Genomic DNA, 25,946 nt, shown 5'->3' with positions numbered 1-25,946 from the left:
GACTGGGCACGGATGCCCAGTTTCAAGAAGAAGTTTGAACTGCCAATTTCAATTGACTTTAAAAACAACTTCGACGTAACAGGCATCTCCGCACTCTGTTTTATCCTCCTCTCTCGCTGACCTCGAACCAACAGCGAATCCAGCACTAAAGTCCCAGAATCCTTTCCGCTCCGCCGGTCGGCTCCATCGGAACTTTTCCGATATCCGCATGTACGAACTGCTGCCCTATATCCAGCATTAAGGACATGTAGTGATAGACCTCACCACCTGGAACCTCACGGTTCCCGCCATCGAATCCGCCACACTGATCACCACCGAACGCCTCAACAATGGCTACGAGAGCCAGTACTTCCGCCGCAATTCCGATGGCAGTATCAGTTTCTGGGTGCCGGTGAACGGTTCCCACACCTCGGATTCCACCTACCCGCGCACCGAACTGCGAGAGACCCAAGCCGACGGCACGCTCAGCAACTGGTACTACAGCAGTGCGGACAACTACCTCAGCGCGGTCCTCTCGGTGGAGCAGGTGCCGAGCGAGAAGAAAATCGTCATCGGCCAGATCCATAGCAAGGACCAGCCCGGCAGCTACAACGACCCACTGGTCAAGATCCAGTACCACTACCTGCGCGGTAATGGCCGGATCGAGGCGCTGCTGCGCAGGCGTCCAGGGGATAGCGAGGTGGAGAACATACTGCTGGCCGAAAACGTCGACCTGGGTGAACGCTTCGGTTACGACCTGCGTATCACCCCTTCCGGCAAGCTCGGCATCACCATCACCAGCAAGGGCGACGACGGTGGCCTGTACCGCGAGCTCAGCGGCTACTGGGCCCCACAGCAGCTGTACTTCAAGGCGGGTGCGTACATCCAGGACAACTACGGCCCCCTCAACGAAGGCGGCCGAGTCACCTTCTACTGGCTGAACAGCCTGCACCGCTGATATTCAGCACGGAAATGCCGGGCAATCCGGCCCGACGGACGTAGAATCGGCACCTTGCCGCTTCTACTTCCGAGGTTCCAATGGCCCGCCTGTCCCTTGATTTCCCCGAAGACCAGTACTGCTACTCCACGCACCTGACCGTACGCGTGACCGACATCAACGGGGCTAATCACCTGGGCAACGACTCGATGATCTCCATGATCTCGGAAGCCCGCGCGCGCTTCCTGTTCGAGTTCGGCATCAGCGAGACGTCGGCGGACGGCACCGGCATCATCGTTACCGACCTGGCCACCACCTACAGGGCCGAGGCCCACGCCCGCGACCAGTTGCTGTTCGAGGTGGGCGTCATGGACTTCAACAAGTACGGCGGCGATATCACCTTTCGAATTACCCGTCCGGAAGACGGCAGGCTGATCGCCATGGCCAAGTCAGGCTTCGTCTTCTTCAACTACCGGGAGTCCCGCGTGGTTCCCATGCCCCAGGACTTCCGCAAGACCTTCCCGCAGGTCAACTGGCTGGACTGAGCCGAATCGGCTTCAACTCGGTGCAACGCAGGGCCTATCGCCCCGTTTTGAATCAGGGCCAAAATTCGCCGATCACCGCAACACCGCTCTAGAACGGGCTTTTCAAAGGTTGGCCCAGGTCTTGCTCTGCTACAGGCAGAGGTAGCCAAAGGCGGTTGCCCCACTACACGACAAAGGCGTCGCGTCACTCCGCAGCAATGCGGGCAGTGGTGCGGCGCCTTTTTCGTTCCGGCCCCAGCGATGGGGCGGTGGACGGGCCGGGATCCGGACGTTCGCTTGCAGCTCACTCAATTCCGCTGCGGCTCCGGCCGCAGGACGAAGCGCCACAAGCGCGACGTTTTACCGGGAGGCGCGACCGTCGTGCCCACGATCACGACGAGGCGTCTCCCGGCCCCTTACCGCAGATGAGGTGTTAGATGACAACGAGTTTCTGGAAAGCCGGCCATACGCCCACCCTGTTCTCCGCCTTCCTCTATTTCGACCTGAGCTTCATGGTCTGGTACGTACTCGGTCCGCTGGGTGTACAGATCGCCGCTGACCTGGGACTCACCACCCAGCAACGCGCAATGATGGTCGCCACCCCGATCCTGGCCGGCGCGGTCCTGCGCTTCCTGATGGGCATGCTGGCCGACCGCACCTCGCCCAAGACCGCGGGCCTGGCCGGCCAGGTAGTGGTGATCGGCGCCCTGTTCGTGGCCTGGCAGATGGGCGTCCACAGCTATGAGCAGGCCCTGCTCCTCGGCCTTTTCCTCGGCTTCGCCGGGGCCTCCTTCGCCGTGGCGCTGCCGCTGGCTTCGCAATGGTACCCGCCGCAGCACCAGGGCAAGGCCATGGGCATCGCCGGCGCCGGCAACTCGGGCACCGTGCTGGCTGCCCTCTTCGCGCCGGGCCTGGCCGCCCTCTATGGCTGGAACAGTGTCTTCGGCCTGGCGCTGATCCCGCTGGTGCTGACCCTGGCGATCTTCTCCCTGGCCGCCCGCAACGCCCCCAACCGCCCGGCACCCAAGGCCCTCGGCGACTACCTCAAAGCCCTCGGCGACCGTGACAGCTGGTGGTTCATGCTGTTCTACAGCGTCACCTTCGGCGGCTTCCTCGGCCTGGCCAGCACCCTGCCCGGCTACTTCCACGACCAGTACGGCCTGCCCCCGGTCACCGCCGGTTACTACACCGCCGCCTGCGTCTTCGCCGGCAGCCTGATGCGCCCGCTGGGCGGAGCCTTCGCCGATCGCATCGGCGGCATCCGCACCCTGCTGGCGGTCTACACTGTGGCGTCCCTGTGCATCGCCGCCGTGGGCTTCCATATCTCCAGCCCGACCCTCGCGCTGGCGCTTTTCGTGGTTGCCATGCTGAGCCTTGGCGCAGGCAACGGCGCGGTGTTCCAACTGGTGCCACAGCGCTTCCACAAGGAGATCGGCGTGATGACCGGGCTGATCGGCATGGCCGGCGGTATCGGCGGCTTCTGCCTGACCGCCGGCCTCGGCGCCATCAAGCAATCCACCGGCGACTACCAGCTCGGCCTCTGGCTGTTCGCCAGCCTGGGCGTGGTGGCCTGGTTCGGCCTCCACGGCGTCAAGCAGCGCTGGCGCACCACCTGGGGCTCGGCGGCGGTCACCGCCGCTCGCGTCTGACCACGGAGCATTCCGGTGCCGGCCTGGATCGGCACCGGGCATTACCCGACAAGGAGCGCACCTGCGCTCCTTTCGCCCATACAGGACTTGCGCCCAGATGACCCTGCAACTCAGCTTCGGCGAAGCCAGCGCTACCGGTCCTCGCGACGAGAACCAGGACGCCCTGCGGGTGGTAACCCCGGCGCCCGCCCTGGCGGCGAGCAAAGGCTACCTCTTCGCCCTGGCCGATGGCGTCAGCCAATGCGCCGATGGCGGCCTGGCGGCCCGAGCTACCTTGCAGGCCCTGGCGCTGGACTACTACTCGACCCCGGAAACCTGGGCCGTCGCCCAGTCCCTGGATCGCCTGCTGGTCGCCCACAACCGCTGGCTCCAGGCCAACGGCGGCGGCCAGCCACTGCTCACCACCCTCACCGCCCTGGTCCTGCGTGGCCGCCGCTACACCCTGGCCCACGTCGGCGACTGCCGCGCCTACCGCTGGGACGGCAAGCAACTGACCCGCCTCAGCGAAGACCATGTCTGGGAACAGCCCGGCATGCAGCACGTGCTCAAGCGCGCGCTAGGCCTGGACCAGCATCTGGTCGTGGACTACCTGGATGGCGAACTGGAGGAGCGCCAGGGCTTCGTATTGGTCAGTGATGGCATCTGGGCGGTGCTCGGCGACCAGGGTATCCAGCGCATCCTGATGGATGAACAGGACCTCGCGGCCGCTGCACAGGCCCTGGTCAGCGCCGCCCACCTGGCCGGAAGCCAGGACAACGCCAGCGCGCTATTGGTACGGGTCGACAACCTGCCCCAGGCGGGCCTGGCGGACTCCCTGGCGCAGTTGGACCACTGGCCACTGCCACCGAAGCTGCACGATGGCCAGGTGTTCGAAGGCTGGCACGTGGAGCGCCTGCTCGCCGAATCCCGCCAGTCGATGGTCTACCGGGTGCGGGATGCCCAGGAACGGCGCTGGCTGCTGAAGACACTGCCGGCCAGCCGCCATGACGAGCCCGGAGCGGGCCCGGCGCTGCTGCTGGAAGAATGGTTCCTGCGGCGGGTTGCCGGACGGCATTTTCCCGAACCCCATCCCCTGCCCCAGCGCCAGCACCTTTATTACGTGCAGCGCGAGTACGCCGGCCAGACCCTGGCCGAGCGGCTCCGGCTCGCCGGTCCCATGGCGCTGCCGGAATGGCAGGATATTGCGCCGCGCCTACTCAAGGCCCTGGGCCAGCTGCATCGACGCAATATCCTGCACCGCGATATCAAGCCGGAGAACTTGCTCTGGTGCGATGACGGCGAATTGCGCCTGCTGGATTTCGGATTGGCCTACTGCCCCGGCCTTTCCCAGGATGAAGCCCACAGCCTGCCCGGCACCCCGAGCTACATCGCCCCGGAAGCCTTCGCCGGTGCCGTCCCTTCGACACAGCAGGACCTCTACGCCAGCGGCGTGACCCTCTACCACCTGCTTACCGGCCACTACCCCCACGGTGAAGTGGAGGCCTTCCAGCATCCGCGCTTCGGCACACCCACCCCGGCCAGCCGCTACCGGCCCGACCTGCCTGCCTGGCTGGATGAATGCCTGGCGCGCGCAGTGGCCGCCGACCCAGCCAACCGCTATGAAACCATGGAAGAGTGGCTGCTGGCCCTCGAACAGGGCGAACGCCGCGCACTCACCGTCAAACCCAGGCCGCTGCTGGAGCGAGAACCGCTGAAAGTCTGGCGCGGCATCGCACTCTGCGCCCTTCTGTTGAACCTGGTGTTGCTGGCCCTGCTGCTGAAGGGCTGACGCACCAGAACGGTGCGCACCGCCCCAGCGCAGAGCGAGGCGACTCGCAGGTCACCCCGCCGCCCCACGGAACACGGGGGCTCCAGGATTGGCACGGCATCTGCAACGTCAGCATCGACAATCTACAAAAAGCGCCCGCCTCAACGACGAGTCGGCACTTTCCCGATCGATCGGGACTTGGACAAAGGCGTCCTGCTGGCAACAGCGGGACGCCTTTTTTGTTTGCTCGACCGTTATGCAGGAGTCTCCCGCATGAACAAACCCAAGCTGGTGGTGATCGGAAACGGCATGGCCGGAGTGCGTACCCTCGAAGAGCTGCTGAGGCTCGCTCCCGAGCATTACCAGATCACCGTGTTCGGTGCCGAACCCCATCCGAACTACAACCGCGCCCAGCTCTCCCCGGTGCTGGCGGGAGAGCAGTCCTTCGAGGAAATCATCCTCAACGACCTGGCCTGGTACGCGGAACACGGCATCGAGCTGCTGCTAAATCGCAAAGTGGTGCAGATCGACCGCCAGCGTCGCCGGGTAATCGCCGAAGACGGTACCTGTGCCGACTACGACCGCCTGGTGATCGCCACCGGCTCCACGCCAAGCCGCCTGTCGATCCCCGGCAATCGCCTGCTGGGTGTGATCGGCTATCGCGACATCGCCGGTACCCGCGCGATGATCGAGACCGCACGCACCCACAGCCATGCGGTGGTCATCGGCGGCGGCCTGCTCGGCCTGGAAGCGGCCAACGGCCTGAAGCAACGCGGCATGGACGTGACCGTGGTGCACCTCGCCGAGTGGCTGCTGGAAAAGCAACTCGACCGCCCTGCCGGCGAAAAGCTCTTGCGCGCCCTGCGGGCCCGAGGCATCCGCTTCCGCCTTGGCACCGCCACCGAAGAGCTGATCGACAACGGCGAAGGCCGTGTCTGCGCGGTGCAACTGGCCGGTGGCGAGGTGATCACCGCCGACCTGGTGGTCATGGCGGCCGGCATCAAGCCCAACACCGAGCTGGCCGAACAGTCCGGGCTGCCCTGCAACCACGGCATCCTGGTAGACGACACCCTGCAGACCTACGATCCGCGCATCTACGCCATTGGCGAGTGCGCCAACCACCGCGGCATCTCCTATGGGCTGGTGGCCCCACTGATGGAACAGGCCAAGGTCTGCGCCAACCACCTGGCCATGCTCGGCTTCGCCCGCTACCAGGGCTCCAGCACCGGCACCCGGCTCAAGGTGGCCGGGATCGAGATGTTCAGCGCCGGCGACCTGCCCCATCCGGGCGACGCATCTGCAATGCCCGGCGCCTGCCCCTTGCACGACTGCCAGATAGAACTGGCCTCCGACGACGTATTGGCCTGGACCTGAATCAATTGCGGCGCGCGGCGCGCCGAGGAGTACCGAGATGAACGGCAAAGTCTGGCTGGTGGGCGCAGGTCCCGGCGATCCCGAACTCCTGACCCTGAAAGCGGTGAAGGCCCTGAACCAGGCGGAGATCGTGATGATCGACGACCTGGTCAATCCAGAGGTGCTGGAGCACTGCCCCACCGCCCGGGTGATCCGCGTCGGCAAACGCGGCGGCTGCCGCTCGACGCCCCAGGAATTCATCCACCGCCTGATGCTGCGCTATGCGCGGCAGGGCAAGTGCGTGGTGCGGCTGAAAGGCGGCGATCCCTGCATCTTCGGGCGTGGCAGCGAGGAGGCCGAGTGGCTGGCCGAGCGCGGCATCGAGAGCGAACTGGTCAACGGCATCACCGCAGGCCTGGCCGGCGCCACCAACTGCGGCATTCCCCTCACGCTGCGCGGCATCAGCCGTGGCGTCACACTGGTCACCGCGCACACCCAGGACGATAGCAGCCTCAACTGGCAGGCCCTGGCACAGACCGGTACCACGCTGGTGGTCTACATGGGCGTGGCCAAGCTGGCGGACATCCGCGAGGGGCTCCTGGCGGGTGGCATGTCCCGCGCCATGCCCGTGGCCATGATCGAAAACGCCTCCCTGCCCCACCAGCGCGAATGCCGCAGCACCCTCGGGCAGATGCAGGCCGACGCCAAGGCCTTCGAACTGAAGAGCCCGGCCATCCTGGTGATCGGCGAAGTCGCCGCAGCCGCGGCAGTGCTCCCCATGGCGCGCAGCGCCTGACCCCTCTTCGCTCCTGCGAAGTAGTGCTTGCCCGGCTTTGCCGGGCTTTTTTATGGTGCTTCGCGGATTACCGGGGGCACACCGGAATGGCAATTAGGCGTGAGGGGGGCTCCGTGCGGCTGGACACTTCCCTCACCCCCGCCCCTCTCCCGATGGGAGAGGGGTGACTCGCGCCTGCGAGGCATAAACAGTCCTGAGGCCAACAGCGGCCTGAAACTGAGCAAACAGGGTGGGGCAGAGACTCCGCCCCGTCAGGAGGCCGAGCGGAATCGTTGCAGAGTGCGGCTGCCTGACGGTCTCCGGTGCGCACCAGCCCTGACCGCAACGCCGACAGGCCACTCCGGCACTTTTCTCCAGGCAAAGAAAAACCCGGCCGAGGCCGGGTTTTCCTGAAACTCAAACCAATTACTTGGCCTGGGCTTCCACTTCAGCTTCTACGCGACGGTTAACAGCGCGGCCGTCAGCGGTAGCGTTGTCAGCAACCGGACGGGATTCGCCGTAGCCGACAGCGTTGACGCGCTCGCCACCTACACCGTACTGGTTGACCAGTACTTCGCGAACGGCGTTGGCACGACGCTCGGACAGCTTCTGGTTGTAGGCGTCGGTACCAACGGAGTCGGTGTGGCCTTCAACGGTGGTGGTGGTGGACGGGTACTGGTTCATGAAGTCAGCCAGGTTCTTGATGTCGCCGTAGCTTTCTTCTTTGACCTTGGCCTTGTCGAAGTCGAACTTCACGTCCAGCTCGACGCGAACGACTTCGGCAACAGCCGGGCAGCCATCGGCGTCAACGGTGACGTTGGCCGGGGTGTCCGGGCACTTGTCGACGTTGTCGCAAACGCCGTCGTTGTCGCTGTCGGCGCACACTTCGGCAACCGGGGCCGGAGCCGGCTCGGCTTGCTTGGTGGAACCACCGAAGTTGACGCCAACGCCAACGCCAGCCATCCACTCGGATTCCTGGGCGTCCAGGTTGTACATGCCGTCCAGACCAGCCTTGGCGAAGAAGTTCTCGGTGAAGTAGTACTTCAGACCGGTGCCAATGTTGGCGAAGGTGCTGTGGTCACGGCCGGTGCGCGGCGGGATGTTGCTGATGTTCTGATGGGCGAAGCCGGCAGAAACGTACGGACGCAGGCCAACACCCGGAGTACCGAAGTGGTAGATGGCATCCAGGGATGCGAGGTTGCCCTTGATGTCCTTGTGGCCGTTAGGCGCGAAGGAGTCTTCGGAGGTCATGTCGTGGTATTCGCCATACGACAGAGCCAGGGAGACGTCGTCGGTCAGGTAGTAGCCTACCGAGCCGCCGTACAGGTTGCCGTTCTCGAGATCGCGAGAACTGTCGGTGAAGTAACGCTTACCGAAAGCTTCCACCTCAACTGCGCCTTGGCCCTGAGCCAGCGCGTTCAGCGAAAAGGCGGCAACAAGAGAGCCAACGGCTACGCCTAAGGTGTTTTTCAGTTTCATCCGTAAATCCCCATCTTGGTGGTCAGTAAGTTGTCGAACAATCTCCAGACAACTTGGGCGGCAAGTCTAGCAGAACGTGCCGGCCCATAAGAGATAATTTTTCCCGAACTAAGTTTCGGCCAGGCCCGAAAATTTTTCGCGCAGCCGATCAAGTGCACGCTTGTAGCGCATTTTTGTTGCGCTCAGGCCCATGTGCATAATGTCGGCGATCTCCTGGAACTCCAGCTCTGCGACAAAACGTAGCACAAGAATTTCCCGGTCAATGGGGTTGACATGTACCAGCCATCGCTCTAGCCCCCCCCTTTCCTCGACCTTGGGGGCTTTCTCATCAGAAGCTTCTTCCAAAGGATCCAGACTGAGTGCATCAAGCAATCGGCGTTTTCGACGCTCTTTCCGATATTGGGTAATGCACTCGTTGTACGTGATGCTGTATAGCCATGTCTTGAACTTCGACTTGCCCTCGAAGTTCTTCAGTCCATAGAGCACCTTGAGCATCACTTCCTGGCAGACATCGTCAGCGTCGCGGTCGTTCCCCAAGTAACGGGCACAGACATTGAACAAGGTGCGCTGATAGCGGCGCATCAATTCTTCATAAGCGCGAGTGACATGGAACAGCTCGCCATGCGCGCGCTCCACCAGCTCCTCGTCGGAGAGCTCGCGTGGGTCATAGCGCAAGGAAAGCGATTGGGGCTTGTTCAAAACGGGTCGGGCCGACAGTCAGGTCAAAAGCCGCCGGGGCGCGAGGTTCGCGCACCCTGTCTGGCGGCATACATTAGCAGGGAAATGCCATCGTGTTAGCGGCTGGTTACCCGTTGATCGAGCAGGGTGCGGTTCGACACCGATACCAGCTCACCTTCCTCGGTGAGCAGGAGGGTCTTCACCGTGCCGATTTCCTCGATCTGGCCTTCGACATCGCCAATCTTCACTTGTTGCCCGACCTGATAAAGTTCGCGCACATAGATACCGGCGAGGATCTGCCCGGCTATCTCGCGACTGCCCAGCCCCAGCGCCAGCGCCGCCGCCAGGCCGATGGAGATCAGCACGATGGCGATGACGTTGTTCAGCAGGTCGGTCTTGACCTCCAGTTGGCCGATGGCCACGGAGATGCTGATGATGATCACCAGGCCCTGGGCGATACGGCCCAGGCCATGGGCATATTCCAGGCCCACGCCTTCGGCGGCGCCACGCACCAGCCCGCTGAGCAGTTGCGCCAGCAGCACGCCCGCCAGCAACACCACCGCCGCACCCAGCACCTTCGGCAGGTAGAGGGCCAGCACGTCGAGGGTGGCGGATACACGGTCCAGGCCCAGCGACTCCGCGGCGGACACCAGGAAGATCAGCAGCACGAACCAGTAGACGATCTTGCCGATCAGGGTCGAAACCGGCACCTGGATGCCGGCGCGGGCCAGCATCTTGGTCAGGCCCGTGCCGGCCATCAAGCGGTCCAGCCCTATCTTGGCCAACAGTTTGGAGAGCAGGGTGTCCAGCAGCTTCGCCACCACGAAACCGAGCAGCACCACCACCAGCGCGCCGAACAGGCGCGGAATGAAGCCCGCCACCGGTGTCCACACCGAGGTCATGGCGTTAACGAGTCCTTGGGTCCAGGGGTCGAATTCCATGTTCAATCAGCCTTATCTGCGGAACGGACAGAAGCATTGCGACGCGACACAGGCGCCAGGTGAGGCGACCCATTGTTGAGGGCCATCATCATCGCCTCGAGCCAATGACCCATGAGGCTGAACAGATCCCCGGCGCCCACCTGGCGATTGGCTGTCTTGAGCACGCGGCCCAGGGTAGCGTCATCGTCGTGGTCTGAGTGCGGGGATGCCTTGAGCAGGTCCCGCAGGGATTCTTCGAACGGATCGTGCATGCGCACCTCGCGTGGGTATGTGGGCTAGACGTGGCTGGGGCAGCCCAGGTCACATCAGAGCCAGCGCAGACGACGGAACAACCATAGCTGGAAACTGGCCACGCCCAGGATCAGCAGGCAGGCGATGATGAAGCCGTAAGGTGTCTCGTCCCCGGGAATACCGCCCACGTTCATGCCCAGCAGGCCCGTGATGAAGCTCAACGGCAGGAAGAAGCCGGTGGTGATACCGAGCAGGTACATGGTGCGACTGGTGCGCTCGCCCAATCGGCGGGTTTCGCTTTCCAGCACCAGGCCGATGCGCTCGCGGATCAGCTCCAGCTCCTCCAGATAACGGGTCAGGCGGTTGTTCAGCTCGTTCCAGTAGTCACTGTCGTCCTCCACGAACCAGGGCATCCGGCTGCGCGCCAACTGCCCGTAGATATCGCGCTGGGGCGCCAGGAAGCGCTTGAGTCCGGCAGCGCGTCGACGGATCTGCAGCATCAGGTCATGGTCCGGACGGAAGCGCTCGTTGTTGTCGAGGTGCTCCTCCTGCTCATCGACCTTCTCGGCAAGTTCAGCCACCAGCGAATCGATCTTGTCGGTCAGGTGCTCGGCCAGATAAAGCAGCACTTCGGATGCCACCTTCGGGCCGGTGCCCTGGGACCACTGCTCGATCAGTTCATCGGTGGCGTGCAGAGGGCGCAGGCGCAGGGAAATGATGCGTTGCGCGGCGGCGAAGATGCGTACCGAGACCATGTCTTCCGGAACCGCGCCCGGGTTGAGGTTCACGCCGCGCAGGAACAACAGCAGCTCATCACCCGGAAAGACCAGCATGCGTGGCCGGGTGCTTTCTTCCAGCAGCAGATCGCAGGTGAACTCGGACAGCTTGCTCTGCTCACGCAGCCAGCGCCGCGCCAGGGGATGGCTGCGATCCCAGTGCAGCCAGAGGCTCTGCTCCGGCTCCAATTGCAGGTCGGCCAGCGCCTCCCGGGAAATCGGCTCGGCTCCGCCCTGCCCGTCCAGCACGAAGGCGTGTACCAGCCCCCACTGGGCGTTCTGCTCCTCGAACATCGAATCTCCTTCAAAGAGAAAGCCCGGCGCTGGCCGGGCTTCTTCCATTACGCCGGCATTTCCAGGGGCTTGGGCGAAATGATGATGCCGTTATTGTCGGCATAGACGAACTCGCCCGGGCGGAAGGTGACTCCGCCGAAGGTGACCGCCACATTGAGGTCACCAATGCCTCGCTTGTCGGTTTTCATCGGGTGACTGGCCAGGGCCTGGACGCCCAGGTCGGTTTGGGCAATGACGTCGACATCGCGGATGCAACCGTAGACGACTATGCCTTCCCAGCCATTTTTCGCCGCCTTCTCGGCCAGCATGTCACCCAGCAGGGCTCGGCGCAGGGAACCGCCGCCGTCCACCACCAGGACCTTACCCTTGCCCGGCAGGTCGACCTGCTCCTTGACCAGGGAGTTGTCCTCGAAGCACTTGATGGTGACGATCTCACCGCCGAAGGAATCGCGCCCACCGAAGTTGCTGAACATGGGTTCGACGACCTGGACCAGGTCCGGGTAGGCATCGCACAGATCAGGGGTAACGTATTGCATGGACATCTCCTTGATAGCAGTTACAGATCGAGACCGATGCGGTCGCCGTCATAGGCCAGCGGCAGGCGCTGCAGCGGGAGGCAAGGTGCATTGACCCGGCGGCCATCGACCAGGTCGAACGCTATGCCGTGCCTGAAGCACCGCAGCACCCGGCCGTCGAGGGTTCCGGCATGCAGCGGCGCGCCCTGGTGCGGGCAGCGATTTTCCATGAGGATCGGCTGCTGATCAACGACGATCAGTAGCAATTGACGACCCTGCACTTGAAAAGTGCCGCGATAGCCTTCCTGCAGGCTGATCAGTCGTTCCAGCGCTACGAGCATGGAGCCTCCGCTCCGGCGATTCCCGCCATCTTTAGCACAGCCTCCGGCGAGCCGAAACCTCGGACCGCCGGCAGGTGGCGAATCAGAGCGCCAGGCCCTCGGCGGCCCGCGCTCCATCCGGCAGGCGCTGGTGCGCCAGCCAGTGGGTCACCAGAGGCCAGACCTCGCGCTCGGCAGCCTTGCTCACCAGCATGGCGATATGGTCGAAGTCCTCGCTGAACCCCTCCTCCTTCGCCAACCGCTGGAAATGGCGATACGGCTCGGGCACCTGCTCCACCAGCTTGCGGCAGGCCCAGAGCGGGTCCTGCAGGTCGCCCGCCGCCGCCACGGCCAATACCGGCACCCGCACGTCCGCCAGCCCGGCCCACCAATCCCGCTCGGCATCGCCGAAGCGACCGAACAGGCCGTGCCAGCGCAAGCTCTCCAGGGCCAGGCCAATCGGCTCGTCTTCCGGCCCGCGCTTGAACAAGGAGCCGGAAAGCACCTCGAAGCGCTTGAGCAGCAGGCGGCCGCCCCAGGCCACCGGGGGCATTTTGAGCGGCCAGTAGACGCGACTGACCTGGCTGCCGAACAGCGCCGCCGAAGCCACCTCCGCCTCCCCCAGGTACTGCCCGCCCAGCGCCGCGGCCAGGGTGGTACCACCCAGGGAATGACCGATCCAGTGCGGCACCTGTCCGCTCTGCTCGCGAACGAATTCGGCGATGGCCGGCAGGTCGTAGCGCGCATAGTCGGCCACGCGGTTGCGGCGATACTGCTGGTTGCGCGGCGAAAGGCCGTGGCCACGCATCTCGGCGATCCAGACATCGAAGCCGGCACGGGCGAGATGCGGCCCGAGACCAAGGCCCTTGGGCGAATACCAGAAACGGCGATTGGAAAAGCTGCCATGGACCAGGACGACCGGCACGCCACGGGCGGCTTCCTGGCCGAAACGGCCAAGCCGGGTCAGGACCAGTTCGACACTGGGATCCGGGCTGTTGTTGGGCTTCAGGCGATAGACATCCTCGGTCAGGTCGCCACGAAGTTCCGCGCTTATCAGCGCGACGGGAAAGAGATCGCTACTGCTCTGCATGATTTTCGCTTGCACAAAAAAGGGCGGGTTCCGAACCCGCCCTTTTCGTCAATCAACCAACCTGGGATCAGGCCTGACCTTCCGCCAGGAAGAACCAGGTGTCCAGCACGGAGTCGGGGTTCAGGGAAACGCTTTCGATGCCCTGTTCCATCAGCCACTTGGCCAGATCCGGGTGGTCGGATGGGCCCTGGCCGCAGATGCCGATGTACTTGCCGGCCTTGTTGCAGGCGGCAATGGCATTGGCCAGCAGCTTCTTCACCGCCGGGTTACGCTCGTCGAACAGGTGGGCGACGATGCCGGAGTCGCGATCCAGGCCCAGGGTCAGTTGGGTCAGGTCGTTGGAACCGATGGAGAAACCATCGAAGAACTCCAGGAACTCCTCGGCCAGCAGGGCGTTGGACGGCAGTTCGCACATCATGATGACCTTCAGGCCATTCTCGCCGCGCTTCAGGCCATTGCTGGCCAGCAGCTCGACCACCTGCGAGGCTTCGCCCAGGGTACGCACGAAGGGCACCATGATCTCGACGTTGGTCAGGCCCATTTCATTGCGGACCTTCTTCAGCGCACGGCATTCCAGCTCGAAGCAATCGCGGAAGGATTCGCTGATGTAACGGGACGCGCCACGGAAGCCGAGCATCGGGTTCTCTTCTTCCGGCTCGTAGAGCTTGCCGCCGATCAGGTTGGCGTATTCGTTGGACTTGAAGTCCGACAGGCGCACGATGACCTTCTTCGGCCAGAAAGCCGCGGCCAGGGTGCTGATGCCTTCAACCAGCTTCTCGACGTAGAAGCCCACCGGGTCGTTGTAGCCGGCGATGCGCTTCTCGACGCTTTCCTTGATCTCGGTCGGCAGACCGGCAAAGTTCAGCAGCGCCTTCGGGTGCACGCCGATCATGCGGTTGATGATGAATTCCAGGCGGGCCAGGCCCACGCCCTCGTTGGGCAGTTGGGCGAAGTCGAAGGCGCGATCCGGGTTGCCGACGTTCATCATGATCTTGAACGGCAGATCGGGCATTGCATCAACGGAGTTGGTGCGGATGTCGAAGCCCAGTTGGCCCTCGAAGATGAAGCCGGTGTCGCCCTCGGCGCAGGAAACGGTCACGCCCTGGCCATCCTGCAGCACGGAGGTGGCGTTGCCGCAACCGACGACAGCCGGGATGCCCAGCTCACGAGCGATGATCGCGGCGTGGCAGGTACGGCCGCCACGGTTGGTGACGATGGCGCTGGCGCGCTTCATCACGGGCTCCCAGTCCGGGTCGGTCATGTCGGAGACCAGCACGTCGCCCGGCTGGACCTTGTCCATCTCGGAAACGTCGTGGATCACGCGAACCTGGCCGGCGCCGATGCGCTGACCGATGGCGCGGCCTTCTACCAGAACCTTGCCCTTTTCCTTCAGCAGGTAGCGCTCCATCACGGTGGCGCTGGCGCGGCTCTTCACGGTTTCCGGACGGGCCTGCACGATGTACAGCTTGCCGTCGTCACCGTCCTTGGCCCACTCGATGTCCATCGGGCGACCGTAGTGCTTCTCGATGATCAGGGCCTGCTTGGCCAGTTCGGCGACTTCGGCGTCGGACAGGGCGAAACGGGCGCGGTCGGCGCGATCCACTTCCACGGTCTTCACCGACTTGCCGGCCTTGGCTTCTTCGCCGTAGACCATCTTGATCGCCTTGCTGCCGAGGTTGCGGCGCAGAATCGCAGGACGGCCAGCTTCAAGGGTCGCCTTGTGCACGTAGAATTCGTCGGGGTTCACAGCGCCCTGTACCACGGTCTCGCCGAGGCCGTAGGCGGCAGTGATGAAGACGACATCACGGAAACCGGACTCGGTGTCCAGGGTGAACATCACGCCGGCGGTGCCGGTTTCCGAGCGGACCATGCGCTGCACGCCAGCGGACAGGGCGACCAGCTTGTGATCGAAGCCCTGGTGCACGCGGTAGGCGATGGCACGGTCGTTGAACAGGGAAGCGAACACCTCTTTGGCAGCGCGGATCACGTTGTCCACGCCACGGATGTTCAGGAAGGTTTCCTGCTGGCCGGCGAAGGAGGCGTCGGGCAGGTCTTCGGCGGTGGCGGAGGAACGCACGGCCACGGCCAGGTTGTCATTGCCCTTGGCCAGTTCGGCGAAGGCAGTGCGGATTTCGGCATCCAGGCGCGCCGGGAACTCGGCGTCCATCACCCACTTACGGATTTCGGCGCCAGTCTTGGCGAGGGCGTTGACGTCATCCACATCGAGCCTGTCGAGGGCGGAATGAATGCGATCGTTCAGGCCACTCTGCTCGAGGAAGTCACGGTAGGCCTGGGCGGTCGTGGCAAAACCACCGGGAACGGAAACACCGGCACCAGCCAGATTGCTGATCATCTCGCCCAGGGATGCGTTCTTGCCCCCCACATGCTCAACATCGTGAACGCCGAGCTTATCGAGGGAAACTACGTACTCTACCAAGGTGATCTCTCCACTAATTGTTGGAAAAGCTCATGCGGAGCAGCTCCGCAGCGTTCTGGCTTTGGTCCAGAAAAATACGTCACAATGCCGACCGGCTGGGGCCTGGCGAAAAACGCGGCCTATCATAGCCAAGAATCGTTCCTGACTTAAGGCCTTTGGCGCAAATGAAACGAACCGCTTTCTTCATCTCCGACGGCACTGGTATCACTGCGGAAACCCTTGGCCAGAGCCTCCTGGCGCAGTTCGAGACCATTACCTTCAACAAGATCACGCGGCCTTATATCGACAGCGTTGAAAAAGCGCGCGCCATGGTACAGCAAATCAACAAGGCTGCGGAGGTCGATGGCGCCCGTCCGATCATCTTCGACACCATTGTGAACCAGGAGATCCGTGACACCCTGGCCACATCCAACGGTTTCATGATCGACATCTTCTCCACCTTCCTTTCGCCGCTGGAACAGGAACTTACGTCACACTCCTCGTACTCGGTCGGCAAGTCGCACTCCATCGGCCAGCACTCCAACTACATGGAGCGCATCGAAGCGGTGAACTTCGCCCTGGACAACGACGACGGCGCACGCACGCACTACTACAACAAGGCCGACCTGATCCTCGTCGGCGTGTCCCGCTGCGGCAAGACGCCCACCTGCCTGTATATGGCAATGCAATACGGCATTCGTGCCGCAAATTATCCGCTGACCGAGGAAGACATGGAGCGCCTGCAACTCCCCTCCGCCCTCAAGCAGCACAAGGACAAGCTGTTCGGCCTGACCATCGACCCCGACCGGCTCACCGCGATCCGCAACGAACGCAAGCCCAATAGCCGCTACGCCAGCTTCGCCCAGTGCGAGTTCGAGGTGCGCGAAGTGGAGAACCTGTTCCGTCGCGAGAACATCAATTTCATCAATTCCACGCATTTCTCGGTGGAAGAAATCTCCGCCAAGATCCTGGTAGAAAAAGGCGTCGAACGACGACTCAAGTAACCCGAACGCTGATGAAAAAGCCCGCTCTGGCGGGCTTTTTCATGGCTGCATCATTCAGAAGGCATCGCCGGGCACGCGCACCCAACCTTCCATCAGGATGCGCGCGCTACGGCTCATGATGGCCTTGGTTACGACCCACTCGCCGTCGACCTTGGCGGCTTCCGCACCAACGCGCAGGGAGCCCGACGGATGGCCGAAGCGCACGGCGTTACGCTCGCCACCACCGGCGGCAAGGTTCACCAGGGTGCCCGGAATGGCGGCCGCAGTGCCGATGGCCACGGCGGCGGTGCCCATCATCGCGTGGTGCAGCTTGCCCATGGACAAGGCACGCACCAGCAGGTCGACGTCTTCGGCCTTGACCGTTTTACCGCTGGACGCCACGTAATCCTTGGACTGGGCGACGAAAGCGATTTTCGGCGTGTGCTGGCGGGTGGCCGCTTCTTCCGGAGTCCTGATCAGCCCCATGCGCAGCGCGCCGGCAACCCGGATGGCCTCGAACCGGGCCAGTGCCTCGGGGTTGCCGTTGATGTGCTCGCGCAGCTCGGTGCCGGTGTAGCCGATGTCCTCGGCATTGACGAACACCGTGGGAATACCGGCGGTGATCATGGTTGCCTTGAACGTACCGACACCCGGCACTTCCAGGTCATCCACCAGGTTGCCGGTGGGGAACATCGAGCCGCCCTCCTCCCCGTCATCGGACGGATCGAGGAACTCCAGTACGATTTCCGCAGCCGGGAAGGTCACGCCGTCCAGCTCGAAGCCACCGGTTTCCTGGACCTGGCCGTTGCTGACCGGTACATGGGCGATGATGGTTTTCTGGATATTGGCCTGCCAGATGCGCACCACGCAGGTGCCGTTCTCCGGAATGCGCGCCGGATCCACCAGGCCGGCGTGCAGGGCAAAAGCGCCGGCGGCGGTGGACAGGTTGCCGCAGTTGCCGCTCCAGTCGACGAAGGCCTTGTCGATGGAGATCTGGCCGTAGAGGTAATCCACATCGTGATCGGGCTGGCTGCTCTTCGACAGGATCACGCATTTGCTGGTGCTGGAGGTGGCCCCGCCCATGCCGTCGATGTGGGCGGAATAGGGATCGGGGCTGCCGATCACCCGCATGAACAACCGATCACGGGCCCCGCCCGGCACCTGGCAGCTCTCAGGCAGGTCCTGCAGGCGGAAGAACACGCCCTTGCTGGTGCCGCCACGGATATAGGTGGCGGGTACTTTGATCTGGGGTACGTGGCTCATGTCGTTTCCTTGGCGGCAATCTGGGTTTCGGTAGCCTGTAGGAGGCAGCCTGGCGGCGACTGATTTTTCGCCAGCAAGCTGGCTCCTACAGGGTGCCGGGCAGTGCTGACCGCTGCGGGGCGTCGCCACCCCGCAGCGGATTTGCACTTATGCGGTCACGGCGTCAGCCGAGGACGACTTGAGGAAGTCCTTGGCGAAGCGCTGCAGCACGCCACCGGCGTTGTACACGCTCACATCGGCGGCGGTGTCCAGGCGGCAGGTCACCGGCACTTCGACCACTTCACCGTTGCGGCGATTGACCACCAGGGTCAGGTCGCAGCGGGGCGACAGGTCGCCCTTGATGTCGTAGGTCTCGGTACCGTCGAGGCCGAGGGTCAGACGGGTGGTGCCCGGCTTGAACTCGACCGGCAGTACGCCCATGCCGACCAGGTTGGTGCGGTGGATGCGCTCGAAGCCTTCGGCCACGATGACCTCGACCCCAGCCAGACGCACGCCCTTGGCTGCCCAGTCACGGGACGAGCCCTGGCCGTAGTCGGCGCCGGCGACGATGATCAGGTTCTGCTTGCGGTTCATGTAGGTTTCGATGGCTTCCCACATGCGCATGACCTTGCCTTCCGGCTCGACGCGGGCCAGCGAACCCTTCTTCACTGCGCCGTCGACAACGGCCATTTCGTTGACCAGTTCCTTGTTGGCGAAGGTCGCGCGCTGCGCAGTCAGGTGGTCGCCGCGGTGGGTGGCGTAGGAGTTGAAGTCCTCCTCCGGCAGGCCCATCTTCGCCAGGTATTCGCCAGCCGCGCTGTTCAGCAGGATGGCGTTGGACGGCGACAGGTGGTCGGTGGTGATGTTGTCCGGCAGGATCGCCAGCGGGAGCATGCCTTTCAGGGTGCGCTCGCCGGCCAGCGCGCCTTCCCAGTACGGCGGACGGCGGATGTAGGTGGACATCGGGCGCCAGTCGTACAGCGGGCTGTCCGCTTCCTTCACGCTACCCAGGTCGAACATCGGGATGTAGATCTGGCGGAACTGCTCCGGCTTGACGCTGGCGGCGACGATGGCGTCGATCTCTTCGTCGGACGGCCACAGGTCCTTCAGGGTGACGGGGTTGCCGTCCTTGTCGGTACCCAGCACATCCTGCTCGATGTCGAAGCGCACGGTGCCGGCGATGGCGTAGGCAACCACCAGCGGCGGCGAAGCCAGGAAGGCCTGCTTGGCGTACGGATGGATGCGGCCGTCGAAGTTGCGGTTACCCGACAGCACAGCGGTGGCGTACAGGTCGCGGTCGATGATTTCCTGCTGGATCGCAGGCTCCAGCGCGCCGGACATGCCATTGCAGGTGGTGCAGGCGTAGGCGACGATGCCGAAGCCCAGCTTTTCCAGTTCCGGCAGCAGACCGGCCTCTTCCAGGTACAGCTTGGCGACCTTGGAGCCTGGAGCGAAGGAGGTCTTCACCCACGGCTTGCGGACCATACCCAGCGCGTTGGCCTTCTTCGCCACCAGGCCAGCGGCGACCACGTTGCGCGGGTTGGAAGTGTTGGTGCAGCTGGTGATGGCGGCAATGATCACCGCGCCATCGGGCATCAGGCCTTCGGCTTCCTCGGCCTTGCCGCTTTCCAGCTTGGCCCCGTCGGCGATGCCGCGCTCGGCCAGCGCCGAGGTCGGCAGGCGGCGGTGCGGGTTGGACGGGCCGGCCATGTTGCGGACCACGGTGCCCAGGTCGAAGCTCAGCACACGCTCGTACTCGGCGGTCTGCAGCGCATCGCTCCACAGGCCGAGGGTCTTCGCGTAGTTCTCCACCAGCGCCACCTGCTCAGGCTCGCGGCCGGTGAGCTTGAGGTAATCAATGGTCTGCTGGTCGATGTAGAACATCGCCGCGGTGGCGCCGTATTCCGGGCACATATTGGAGATGGTCGCACGGTCGCCGATCGACAGGCTGTCAGCGCCCTCGCCGAAGAACTCGACGTAGGCACCCACCACGCGCTCCTTGCGCAGGAACTCGGTCAGCGCCAGGACGATGTCGGTGGCAGTGATGCCCGGCTTGCGCTTGCCGGTCAGCTCGACACCGACAATGTCGGGCAGGCGCATCATCGACGGATGGCCAAGCATCACGGTTTCGGCTTCCAGGCCGCCGACGCCGATGGCGATCACGCCCAGGGCATCGACGTGCGGGGTGTGCGAGTCGGTGCCAACGCAGGTGTCGGGGAAGGCCACGCCGCCACGCGCCTGGATCACCGGGCTCATCTTCTCCAGGTTGATCTGGTGCATGATGCCGTTACCGGCCGGGATCACGTCGACGTTCTTGAACGCGGTCTTGGTCCACTCGATGAAGTGGAAGCGGTCTTCGTTACGGCGGTCCTCGATGGCGCGGTTCTTCTCGAAGGCTTCCGGGTCGAAGCCCGGGGCTTCAACGGCCAGCGAGTGGTCGACGATCAGTTGGGTCGGCACCACCGGGTTGACCTTGGACGGGTCACCACCCTGCTCGGCGATGGCATCACGCAGGCCGGCCAGGTCGACCAGGGCAGTCTGGCCGAGGATGTCGTGGCAGACCACGCGCGCCGGGTACCAGGGGAAGTCCAGGTCGCGCTTGCGGTAGATCAGTTGTTCCAGCGACGCGGTCAGGCTCGCCGGCTCGCAGCGACGCACCAGCTGTTCGGCGAGTACGCGGGAGGTGTAGGGCAGTTTTGCCCAGGCACCGGCCTGGATCGCCTCGACGGCCGCACGGGCGTCGAAGTAGTCCAGCTGGGTGCCGGGCAGGCTTTTGCGGTATTGGCTGTTCATCTTATTTGCGATCCTTGAGCGGCACGAACTTCAGATCTTCCGGGCCGACATAGTTGGCGCTCGGGCGGATGATCTTGCCGTCGATGCGCTGCTCGATGACGTGGGAGGACCAGCCGGAGGTACGGGCGATCACGAACAGCGGGGTGAACATGGCGGTGGGCACGCCCATCATGTGGTAGCTGACGGCGCTGAACCAGTCGAGGTTGGGGAACATCTTCTTGATTTCCCACATGGTCGACTCCAGGCGCTCGGCGATGTCGAACATCTTGGTGTTGTTCTGCTCGGCGGAGAGTTCGCGAGCGACTTCCTTGATTACCTTGTTGCGCGGGTCGGACACGGTGTAGACCGGGTGGCCGAAGCCGATCACCACTTCCTTCTTCTCGACGCGGGCGCGGATATCGGCCTCAGCTTCGTCCGGATTGTCGTAGCGCTTCTGGATCTCGAAGGCCACTTCGTTGGCGCCGCCATGCTTGGGACCACGCAGGGCACCGATGGCGCCGGTGATGCAGGAGTACATATCGGAGCCGGTACCGGCGATCACGCGGGAGGTGAAGGTGGAGGCGTTGAACTCGTGCTCGGCGTACAGGTTCAGCGAGGTGTGCATGGCGCGAACCCACGACTCGCGCGGCTTCTCGCCGTGCAGCAGATGCAGGAAGTGGCCGCCGATGGAGTCATCGTCGGTTTCCACGTCGATGCGCTTGCCGTTGTGGCTGAAGTGGTACCAGTACAGCAGGGCCGAACCCAGGCTGGCCATCAGCTTGTCGGCGATGTCGCGAGCGCCCGGATGGTTGTGGTCTTCCTTCTCCGGGGACAGGCAGCCCAGCACGGAAGTGGCGGTGCGCATGACGTCCATCGGGTGGGCGGACGGAGGCAGTTGCTCCAGGGCGGCCTTGACGCCGGCCGGCAGACCGCGCAGGGCTTTCAGCTTGGCCTTGTAGCCGGCCAGTTCGGCGACGTTCGGCAGCTTGCCGTGGACCAGCAGGTGGGCGATCTCCTCGAACTCGCTGGTGTTGGCGAAGTCGAGAACGTCATAGCCACGGTAGTGCAGGTCGTTGCCGGTGCGGCCGACGGTGCACAGGGCGGTGTTGCCGGCGGCGGTGCCACTCAGGGCCACGGACTTTTTCGGCTTGAAGGCAGTAGTGGTTTCGGCGGAAGCAGTCATCGTGGAATTCTCCTCATTCAATCCGGTTGCTTGCGTCTTGTTTTTCCGTGGGCCACCCCGCTCGGGAGGCAGCCCACGTCCGGTTACTTCTTGGCGGCGAACAGCGCGTCGAGCTTCTGCTCGAAGGCGTGGTAGCCGATGCGGTCGTACAGCTCGGCACGCGTCTGCATCAGGTCGATCACTTCCTTCTGGTGGCCGTCGCGGCGAATGGCGGTGTAGACAGCCTCAGCGGCCTTGTTGGCGGCGCGGAAGGCCGACAGCGGGTAAAGCTGGATGGCTACGCCGACCGAGGCCAGCTCGTCACGGGAGAACAGCGGGGTGGCGCCGAACTCGGTGATGTTGGCCAGGATCGGCACGTTCAGCGCGTCGACGAAACGCTTGTAGGTCGGCAGATCGTAGGCGGCCTCGGCGAAGATGGCATCGGCGCCGGCTTCGACGTAACGCTGGCAGCGCTCGATGGCGGCGTCGACACCCTCGGCCTGGATGGCGTCGGTACGGGCGATCAGGAAGAAGTTCGGATCGGTCTTGGCATCGGCGGCAGCCTTGACGCGGTCAGCCATCTCCTCGGTGGAGACGATTTCCTTGCCCGGACGGTGGCCGCAGCGCTTGGCGCCGACCTGGTCCTCGATGTGGGCGGCAGCTGCGCCGGCCTTGATCAGATTCTTGACGGTACGTTCGATATTGAAGGCGCTGGGACCGAAACCGGTGTCGATATCCACCAGCAGCGGCAGGTCGCAGACGTCGGTGATGCGGCGCACGTCGGTGAGTACGTCGTCCAGGGTGTTGATCCCCAGGTCCGGCAGGCCCAGCGAGCCGGCAGCGACACCGCCACCGGACAGGTAGATGGCCTTGAAGCCGGCACGCTTGGCCAGCAGCGCGTGGTTGGCGTTGATGGCGCCAATGACCTGCAGCGGATGTTCCTCGGCAATGGCGTCGCGGAAGCGCTGGCCGGCGGTTTTCTGACTCATGACTCACCTCGTGTTTTGTACGGGTTGGCGAGCGCTTCCTGGTAGTGGCGCTCGATATTGCGCTTGGAGGCACCGATGTGACGGCGCATCAGCAACTCGGCCAGTTCGCCGTCACGATCGGCGATGGCATCGAGAATCCTGTGGTGTTCGGCGAAGGCCTGGCGCGGCCGGTTCGGCACGCTGGAGAACTGCAGGCGATACATGCGCACCAGCTGGTAGAGCTCGCCGCAGAGCATCTTGGTCAGGGTCTGGTTGCCGCTGCCCTGGATGATCCGGTAATGGAAGTCGAAGTCGCCTTCCTGCTGGTAGTAGCCACGACCTGCCTGGAAGGCCTCGTCGCGCTCATGGGTATCCAGCACCCGACGCAGCTCGTCGATCTCGGCCTGGCTCATGCGCTCGGCGGCCAGGCGGCAGGCCATGCCTTCCAGGGATTCGCGGATTTCGTAGAGTTCGATCAGCTCGGCAGGGTTGAGCGACACCACCCGTGCGCCGACATGGGGCACGCGCACCAGCAGGCGCTGGCCTTCCAGGCGGTGGATCGCCTCGCGCAGCGGCCCGCGGCTGATGCCATAGGTGCGCGCCAGCTCGGGCTCGGAGATCTTGCTGCCGGGAGCGATCTCGCCGCGCACGATGGCCGCCTGGATACGCCGGAAGACGCTCTCGGCAAGGGTTTCCGAGTCCAGCTGTTCAGTGGCGGGGGCTTCAGTGATGTCCTGCATGATTGTCGACACATTGATAAGCGATTGGGCAAAACTACTGCCATAAAAGGCTTCATGTCAAACACCATTCGACCAATTGTCGACAATCCTTCGTTCACCCAGCTATACAGCCAAGGCATCGGACGTTCGGCTCCAGCACCATAAGCGTCTGTCGCGGCAGAAAATCCGCGTGTTAGAATGCGCGCCGCCAGCGCCAGTCTGGGCGCCAATGACTTGCCTGCCAGACTCCCAGACCAGGCGCCGCAGCCAAGAAGGCCGTTAGCCGGGCTCCTGGACCGATGACCGCGTTACGCTCAAAGGACTTATGACACTCAAGCCCTTCGCCCTGTTTGCCTGCCTCTTCGCCCTCCCCGGCCTTGGCCTCGCCAATGAGAAGACCGTCTACGGCCTCAATGAATACGCCAGGCTGAAGAATCTGGACCTCGAAGTCGCCGCAAAACTCGACACCGGCGCCAAGACCGCTTCCCTCAGTGCACGCGACATCAAGCGCTTCAAGAAGAACGGCGAACCCTGGGTGCGCTTCTACCTGGCGATCGACGATGCCCACGAACACCCGATCGAGCGCCCCCTGGCGCGGATCAGCAAGATCAAGCGCCGCGCCGGGGACTACGACCCCGAGGAAGGCAAGACCTATACCGCACGCCCGGTCATCGAACTGGAAGTGTGCATGGGCAAGGCCCTGCGGACGATCGAAGTGAACCTCACCGACCGCAGTGCTTTCCAATACCCGCTTCTGATCGGTTCGGAGGCGCTCAAGCGCTTCGACGCACTGGTCGACCCGAGTCTTAAATACGCTGCCGGCAAGCCTGGCTGCGCCACCGATGCAAACTCTGACGAGTAACCCACATGCGCTCTCTTACCCTGCATCTGAAAGTCCTTATCACCCTGCTGGTGAGCCTGGGCATTCTGATAACGGCCTACCAGATATTCATCCAGGGCATCCCGATCACCGAGGATGAGACCGACGACCTGTGGAACATCGACGCCAAGGTCGAGTTCCAGGCGAGTCCGAAGGACCCGGTCAAGGTCCAGATGTTCGTGCCGCCGCTGAACCGCGACTACGTCAGCCTCAATGAGAGCTTCATCTCCAACAATTACGGGGTGAGCATCAACCGCGTCGATGGCAACCGCAAGGTGACCTGGTCCGCCCGCCGCGCCAGCGGCAACCAGACCCTCTACTACCGTCTGGTGCTAACCAAGCGCTACAGCGGCGAGAAGCCCAAGGACAAAGGCCCGATCTTCCGCGACAGCATCGCGGTGGAAGGCCCCGAGAAGATCGCCGCCGAGGCCCTGCTGGCTCCCATCCGCCAGCACTCCGCCGACGTCGAGACCTTCATCAGCGAGACCATCAAGCGCGTCAACAATGTCAACGATGACAACGTCAAGCTGCTGCTGGCCGGCGACCCGGGTACGCCGAACAAGGCCAAGGTCATCGAGCTGCTGCTGTCCATCGCCCACGTGCCGATGGAGCGCGTGCACACCATCCGCCTGATCAGCGAGCAGGCGCAGAGCCCCGAGCTCTGGCTGCGCAGCTTCAATGGCGAGAACTGGCTGTACTTCAACCCCGAGACCGGCGAGCAGGGCCTGCCCAGCGACCGCCTGATCTGGTGGACCGGTGACGACAACCTGATCAACGTCGAGGGCGGCAAGAAGGTCCAGGTGACCTTCAGCATGAACAACAGCGAGATGAACGCCATCCGCCTGGCCAAGCTGACCGACGAGAACACCGACGCCGACTTCCTCGAGTACTCGCTCTACGGCCTGCCGCTGCAGACCCAGCAGACCTACCAGATCATGATCATGATCCCGATCGGCGTGCTGGTGATCCTGATCCTGCGCAACCTCGGCGGCCTGCAGACCCTGGGCACCTTCACCCCGGTGCTGATCGCCCTCGCCTTCCGCGAGACCCAGCTGGGCTTCGGTATCGTGCTCTTCACAATCATCACGGCGCTCGGCCTGTCGTTGCGTTCCTATCTTGAGCACCTGAAGCTGCAAATGCTGCCAAGGCTCTCGGTGGTGCTGACCTTCGTGGTGGTGCTGATCGCGGTCATCAGCCTGCTGAGCCACAAGCTTGGCCTGGAGCGCGGCCTGTCCGTAGCCCTGTTCCCGATGGTGATCCTGACCATGACCATCGAACGCCTGTCCATCACCTGGGAAGAACGCGGCGGCGGCCATGCCTTCAAGGTGGCCATCGGCACCCTGGTCGCGGCCACCCTGGCGCACCTGCTGATGAGCGTTCCCGAGCTGGTCTACTTCGTCTTCACCTTCCCGGCGGTGCTGTTGATCATGGTGGGCTTCATGCTGGCGATGGGTCGCTACCGCGGCTACCGCCTGACCGAACTCTTCCGCTTCAAAGCCTTCCTGAAGGACTGAGC

General features: G+C 63.7%; 22 protein-coding genes and 1 pseudogene. 9 read left to right on the top strand and 14 right to left on the bottom strand.

Features of this window, described 5'->3' with window-relative positions:
- Positions 1-250 precede the first annotated feature (250 nt).
- The 6 genes and pseudogenes from ACFW0H_RS10625 to cobA all read left to right on the top strand — a co-directional run bounded on the left by ACFW0H_RS10625 (position 251) and on the right by cobA (position 6,985).
- Positions 251-937, top strand: a complete 687-nt coding sequence (locus tag ACFW0H_RS10625; RefSeq protein ID WP_422913859.1) for a polysaccharide lyase family 7 protein — start codon at positions 251-253, stop codon at positions 935-937.
- 80 nt (positions 938-1,017) lie between these two features.
- Positions 1,018-1,461, top strand: a complete 444-nt coding sequence (locus ACFW0H_RS10620; protein WP_422913858.1) for a thioesterase family protein — start codon at positions 1,018-1,020, stop codon at positions 1,459-1,461.
- Positions 1,462-1,877: 416 nt separating this feature from the next.
- Positions 1,878-3,089: a nitrate/nitrite transporter gene (locus ACFW0H_RS10615; RefSeq protein WP_422913857.1), complete on the top strand. Its 1,212-nt coding sequence runs from the start codon at positions 1,878-1,880 to the stop codon at positions 3,087-3,089.
- A gap of 97 nt (positions 3,090-3,186) precedes the next feature.
- Entirely contained in the window at positions 3,187-4,857 is a 1,671-nt protein-coding gene (locus ACFW0H_RS10610; RefSeq protein WP_422913856.1) for a protein kinase domain-containing protein, read from the top strand.
- Positions 4,858-5,109: 252 nt separating this feature from the next.
- A pseudogene (locus ACFW0H_RS10605) lies at positions 5,110-6,111 on the top strand (NAD(P)/FAD-dependent oxidoreductase); the annotation flags it as partial.
- Positions 6,112-6,247: 136 nt separating this feature from the next.
- Positions 6,248-6,985, top strand: a complete 738-nt coding sequence (gene cobA, locus ACFW0H_RS10600) for a uroporphyrinogen-III C-methyltransferase (RefSeq protein WP_422913855.1) — start codon at positions 6,248-6,250, stop codon at positions 6,983-6,985.
- 405 nt (positions 6,986-7,390) lie between these two features.
- Here cobA and ACFW0H_RS10595 read toward each other — a convergent pair whose 3' ends face one another.
- The 9 genes from ACFW0H_RS10595 to ppsA all read right to left on the bottom strand — a co-directional run bounded on the left by ACFW0H_RS10595 (position 7,391) and on the right by ppsA (position 15,725).
- Entirely contained in the window at positions 7,391-8,443 is a 1,053-nt protein-coding gene (locus ACFW0H_RS10595; RefSeq protein ID WP_422913854.1) for an OmpA family protein, read from the bottom strand.
- A 108-nt stretch (positions 8,444-8,551) separates the two neighbouring features.
- Positions 8,552-9,142 (bottom strand): RNA polymerase sigma factor SigX, encoded by a 591-nt coding sequence (sigX, locus tag ACFW0H_RS10590; protein WP_422913853.1) that lies wholly within the window; start codon positions 9,140-9,142, stop codon positions 8,552-8,554.
- Between the two features lie 95 nt (positions 9,143-9,237).
- Entirely contained in the window at positions 9,238-10,062 is an 825-nt protein-coding gene (locus ACFW0H_RS10585; RefSeq protein ID WP_422913852.1) for a mechanosensitive ion channel family protein, read from the bottom strand.
- Between the two features lie 2 nt (positions 10,063-10,064).
- Complete coding sequence (locus ACFW0H_RS10580) at positions 10,065-10,319, bottom strand: CrfX protein (RefSeq protein WP_377694735.1); 255 nt, start codon at positions 10,317-10,319, stop codon at positions 10,065-10,067.
- A 48-nt stretch (positions 10,320-10,367) separates the two neighbouring features.
- Positions 10,368-11,363, bottom strand: coding sequence for a zinc transporter ZntB (locus ACFW0H_RS10575; protein ID WP_422913851.1), 996 nt, complete (start codon positions 11,361-11,363; stop codon positions 10,368-10,370).
- 47 nt (positions 11,364-11,410) lie between these two features.
- Positions 11,411-11,899 carry a ribonuclease E activity regulator RraA gene (gene rraA / locus ACFW0H_RS10570; protein ID WP_151134994.1) on the bottom strand — a complete coding sequence of 163 codons (489 nt, stop codon included), beginning with the start codon at positions 11,897-11,899 and terminating at the stop codon, positions 11,411-11,413.
- A gap of 20 nt (positions 11,900-11,919) precedes the next feature.
- Entirely contained in the window at positions 11,920-12,219 is a 300-nt protein-coding gene (locus tag ACFW0H_RS10565; protein WP_422913850.1) for a Rieske (2Fe-2S) protein, read from the bottom strand.
- A gap of 82 nt (positions 12,220-12,301) precedes the next feature.
- Positions 12,302-13,288, bottom strand: coding sequence for an alpha/beta fold hydrolase (locus ACFW0H_RS10560; protein WP_422913849.1), 987 nt, complete (start codon positions 13,286-13,288; stop codon positions 12,302-12,304).
- Positions 13,289-13,355: 67 nt separating this feature from the next.
- Entirely contained in the window at positions 13,356-15,725 is a 2,370-nt protein-coding gene (gene ppsA, locus ACFW0H_RS10555; protein WP_422913848.1) for a phosphoenolpyruvate synthase, read from the bottom strand.
- Between the two features lie 164 nt (positions 15,726-15,889).
- Between ppsA and ppsR the strand changes: the two genes are divergently transcribed.
- Positions 15,890-16,708: a posphoenolpyruvate synthetase regulatory kinase/phosphorylase PpsR gene (ppsR, locus tag ACFW0H_RS10550; protein ID WP_422913847.1), complete on the top strand. Its 819-nt coding sequence runs from the start codon at positions 15,890-15,892 to the stop codon at positions 16,706-16,708.
- A gap of 54 nt (positions 16,709-16,762) precedes the next feature.
- On the opposite strand, the gene prpF is transcribed toward ppsR, so the two are convergent.
- From prpF to ACFW0H_RS10525, 5 genes are all read right to left on the bottom strand, one after another.
- Positions 16,763-17,950, bottom strand: coding sequence for a 2-methylaconitate cis-trans isomerase PrpF (gene prpF, locus ACFW0H_RS10545; RefSeq protein ID WP_422913846.1), 1,188 nt, complete (start codon positions 17,948-17,950; stop codon positions 16,763-16,765).
- 147 nt (positions 17,951-18,097) lie between these two features.
- Positions 18,098-20,722, bottom strand: a complete 2,625-nt coding sequence (acnD, locus tag ACFW0H_RS10540) for a Fe/S-dependent 2-methylisocitrate dehydratase AcnD (RefSeq protein WP_422913845.1) — start codon at positions 20,720-20,722, stop codon at positions 18,098-18,100.
- Between the two features lies 1 nt (position 20,723).
- Positions 20,724-21,884: a bifunctional 2-methylcitrate synthase/citrate synthase gene (gene prpC / locus ACFW0H_RS10535; protein WP_422913844.1), complete on the bottom strand. Its 1,161-nt coding sequence runs from the start codon at positions 21,882-21,884 to the stop codon at positions 20,724-20,726.
- Between the two features lie 83 nt (positions 21,885-21,967).
- The gene (prpB, locus tag ACFW0H_RS10530; protein ID WP_422913843.1) at positions 21,968-22,852 is read right to left on the bottom strand and encodes a methylisocitrate lyase; all 885 of its coding nucleotides are present in this window, start codon (positions 22,850-22,852) and stop codon (positions 21,968-21,970) included.
- On the bottom strand, positions 22,849-23,571 hold the full coding sequence (locus ACFW0H_RS10525; RefSeq protein ID WP_422913842.1) for a GntR family transcriptional regulator: 723 nt from the start codon (positions 23,569-23,571) through the stop codon (positions 22,849-22,851). Before ACFW0H_RS10525 ends, prpB begins: the two co-directional genes overlap by 4 nt.
- Positions 23,572-23,875: 304 nt before the next feature.
- On the opposite strand from ACFW0H_RS10525, the gene rloA reads away from it, so the two are divergent.
- Together rloA and rloB are read left to right on the top strand one after the other, a co-directional pair.
- Positions 23,876-24,412, top strand: coding sequence for a retropepsin-like aspartic peptidase RloA (gene rloA / locus ACFW0H_RS10520; RefSeq protein ID WP_422913841.1), 537 nt, complete (start codon positions 23,876-23,878; stop codon positions 24,410-24,412).
- A gap of 5 nt (positions 24,413-24,417) precedes the next feature.
- A complete protein-coding gene (rloB, locus tag ACFW0H_RS10515) occupies positions 24,418-25,944 on the top strand; it encodes an osmotic stress tolerance membrane protein RloB (RefSeq protein WP_422913840.1) in 1,527 nt (508 codons plus the stop codon).
- The last annotated feature ends 2 nt before the right edge of the window (positions 25,945-25,946 follow it).

Origin of the sequence: Metapseudomonas cellulosilytica (assembly GCF_049334135.1) — a bacterium.
Classification (GTDB): domain Bacteria; phylum Pseudomonadota; class Gammaproteobacteria; order Pseudomonadales; family Pseudomonadaceae; genus Metapseudomonas.
Note: the sequence above shows the minus strand (reverse complement) of the source record. Positions and strands in the feature narration are given on the sequence as shown.

Excerpts from the sequence above, each read along its gene's own strand:
- ACFW0H_RS10615 (WP_422913857.1), top strand. The coding sequence starts at position 1,878 with ATGACAACGAGTTTCTGGAAAGCCGGCCATACGCCCACCCTGTTCTCC.
- ACFW0H_RS10585 (WP_422913852.1), bottom strand. The coding sequence starts at position 10,062 with ATGGAATTCGACCCCTGGACCCAAGGACTCGTTAACGCCATGACCTCG.
- ACFW0H_RS10610 (WP_422913856.1), top strand. The coding sequence starts at position 3,187 with ATGACCCTGCAACTCAGCTTCGGCGAAGCCAGCGCTACCGGTCCTCGC.
- ACFW0H_RS10575 (WP_422913851.1), bottom strand. The coding sequence starts at position 11,363 with ATGTTCGAGGAGCAGAACGCCCAGTGGGGGCTGGTACACGCCTTCGTG.
- rloA (WP_422913841.1), top strand. The coding sequence starts at position 23,876 with ATGACACTCAAGCCCTTCGCCCTGTTTGCCTGCCTCTTCGCCCTCCCC.
- ACFW0H_RS10595 (WP_422913854.1), bottom strand. The coding sequence starts at position 8,443 with ATGAAACTGAAAAACACCTTAGGCGTAGCCGTTGGCTCTCTTGTTGCC.
- cobA (WP_422913855.1), top strand. The coding sequence starts at position 6,248 with ATGAACGGCAAAGTCTGGCTGGTGGGCGCAGGTCCCGGCGATCCCGAA.
- ACFW0H_RS10525 (WP_422913842.1), bottom strand. The coding sequence starts at position 23,571 with ATGCAGGACATCACTGAAGCCCCCGCCACTGAACAGCTGGACTCGGAA.
- rloB (WP_422913840.1), top strand. The coding sequence starts at position 24,418 with ATGCGCTCTCTTACCCTGCATCTGAAAGTCCTTATCACCCTGCTGGTG.
- prpB (WP_422913843.1), bottom strand. The coding sequence starts at position 22,852 with ATGAGTCAGAAAACCGCCGGCCAGCGCTTCCGCGACGCCATTGCCGAG.
- ACFW0H_RS10565 (WP_422913850.1), bottom strand. The coding sequence starts at position 12,219 with ATGCTCGTAGCGCTGGAACGACTGATCAGCCTGCAGGAAGGCTATCGC.
- prpF (WP_422913846.1), bottom strand. The coding sequence starts at position 17,950 with ATGAGCCACGTACCCCAGATCAAAGTACCCGCCACCTATATCCGTGGC.
- acnD (WP_422913845.1), bottom strand. The coding sequence starts at position 20,722 with ATGAACAGCCAATACCGCAAAAGCCTGCCCGGCACCCAGCTGGACTAC.
- ACFW0H_RS10560 (WP_422913849.1), bottom strand. The coding sequence starts at position 13,288 with ATGCAGAGCAGTAGCGATCTCTTTCCCGTCGCGCTGATAAGCGCGGAA.
- prpC (WP_422913844.1), bottom strand. The coding sequence starts at position 21,884 with ATGACTGCTTCCGCCGAAACCACTACTGCCTTCAAGCCGAAAAAGTCC.
- ACFW0H_RS10620 (WP_422913858.1), top strand. The coding sequence starts at position 1,018 with ATGGCCCGCCTGTCCCTTGATTTCCCCGAAGACCAGTACTGCTACTCC.
- rraA (WP_151134994.1), bottom strand. The coding sequence starts at position 11,899 with ATGCAATACGTTACCCCTGATCTGTGCGATGCCTACCCGGACCTGGTC.
- ppsR (WP_422913847.1), top strand. The coding sequence starts at position 15,890 with ATGAAACGAACCGCTTTCTTCATCTCCGACGGCACTGGTATCACTGCG.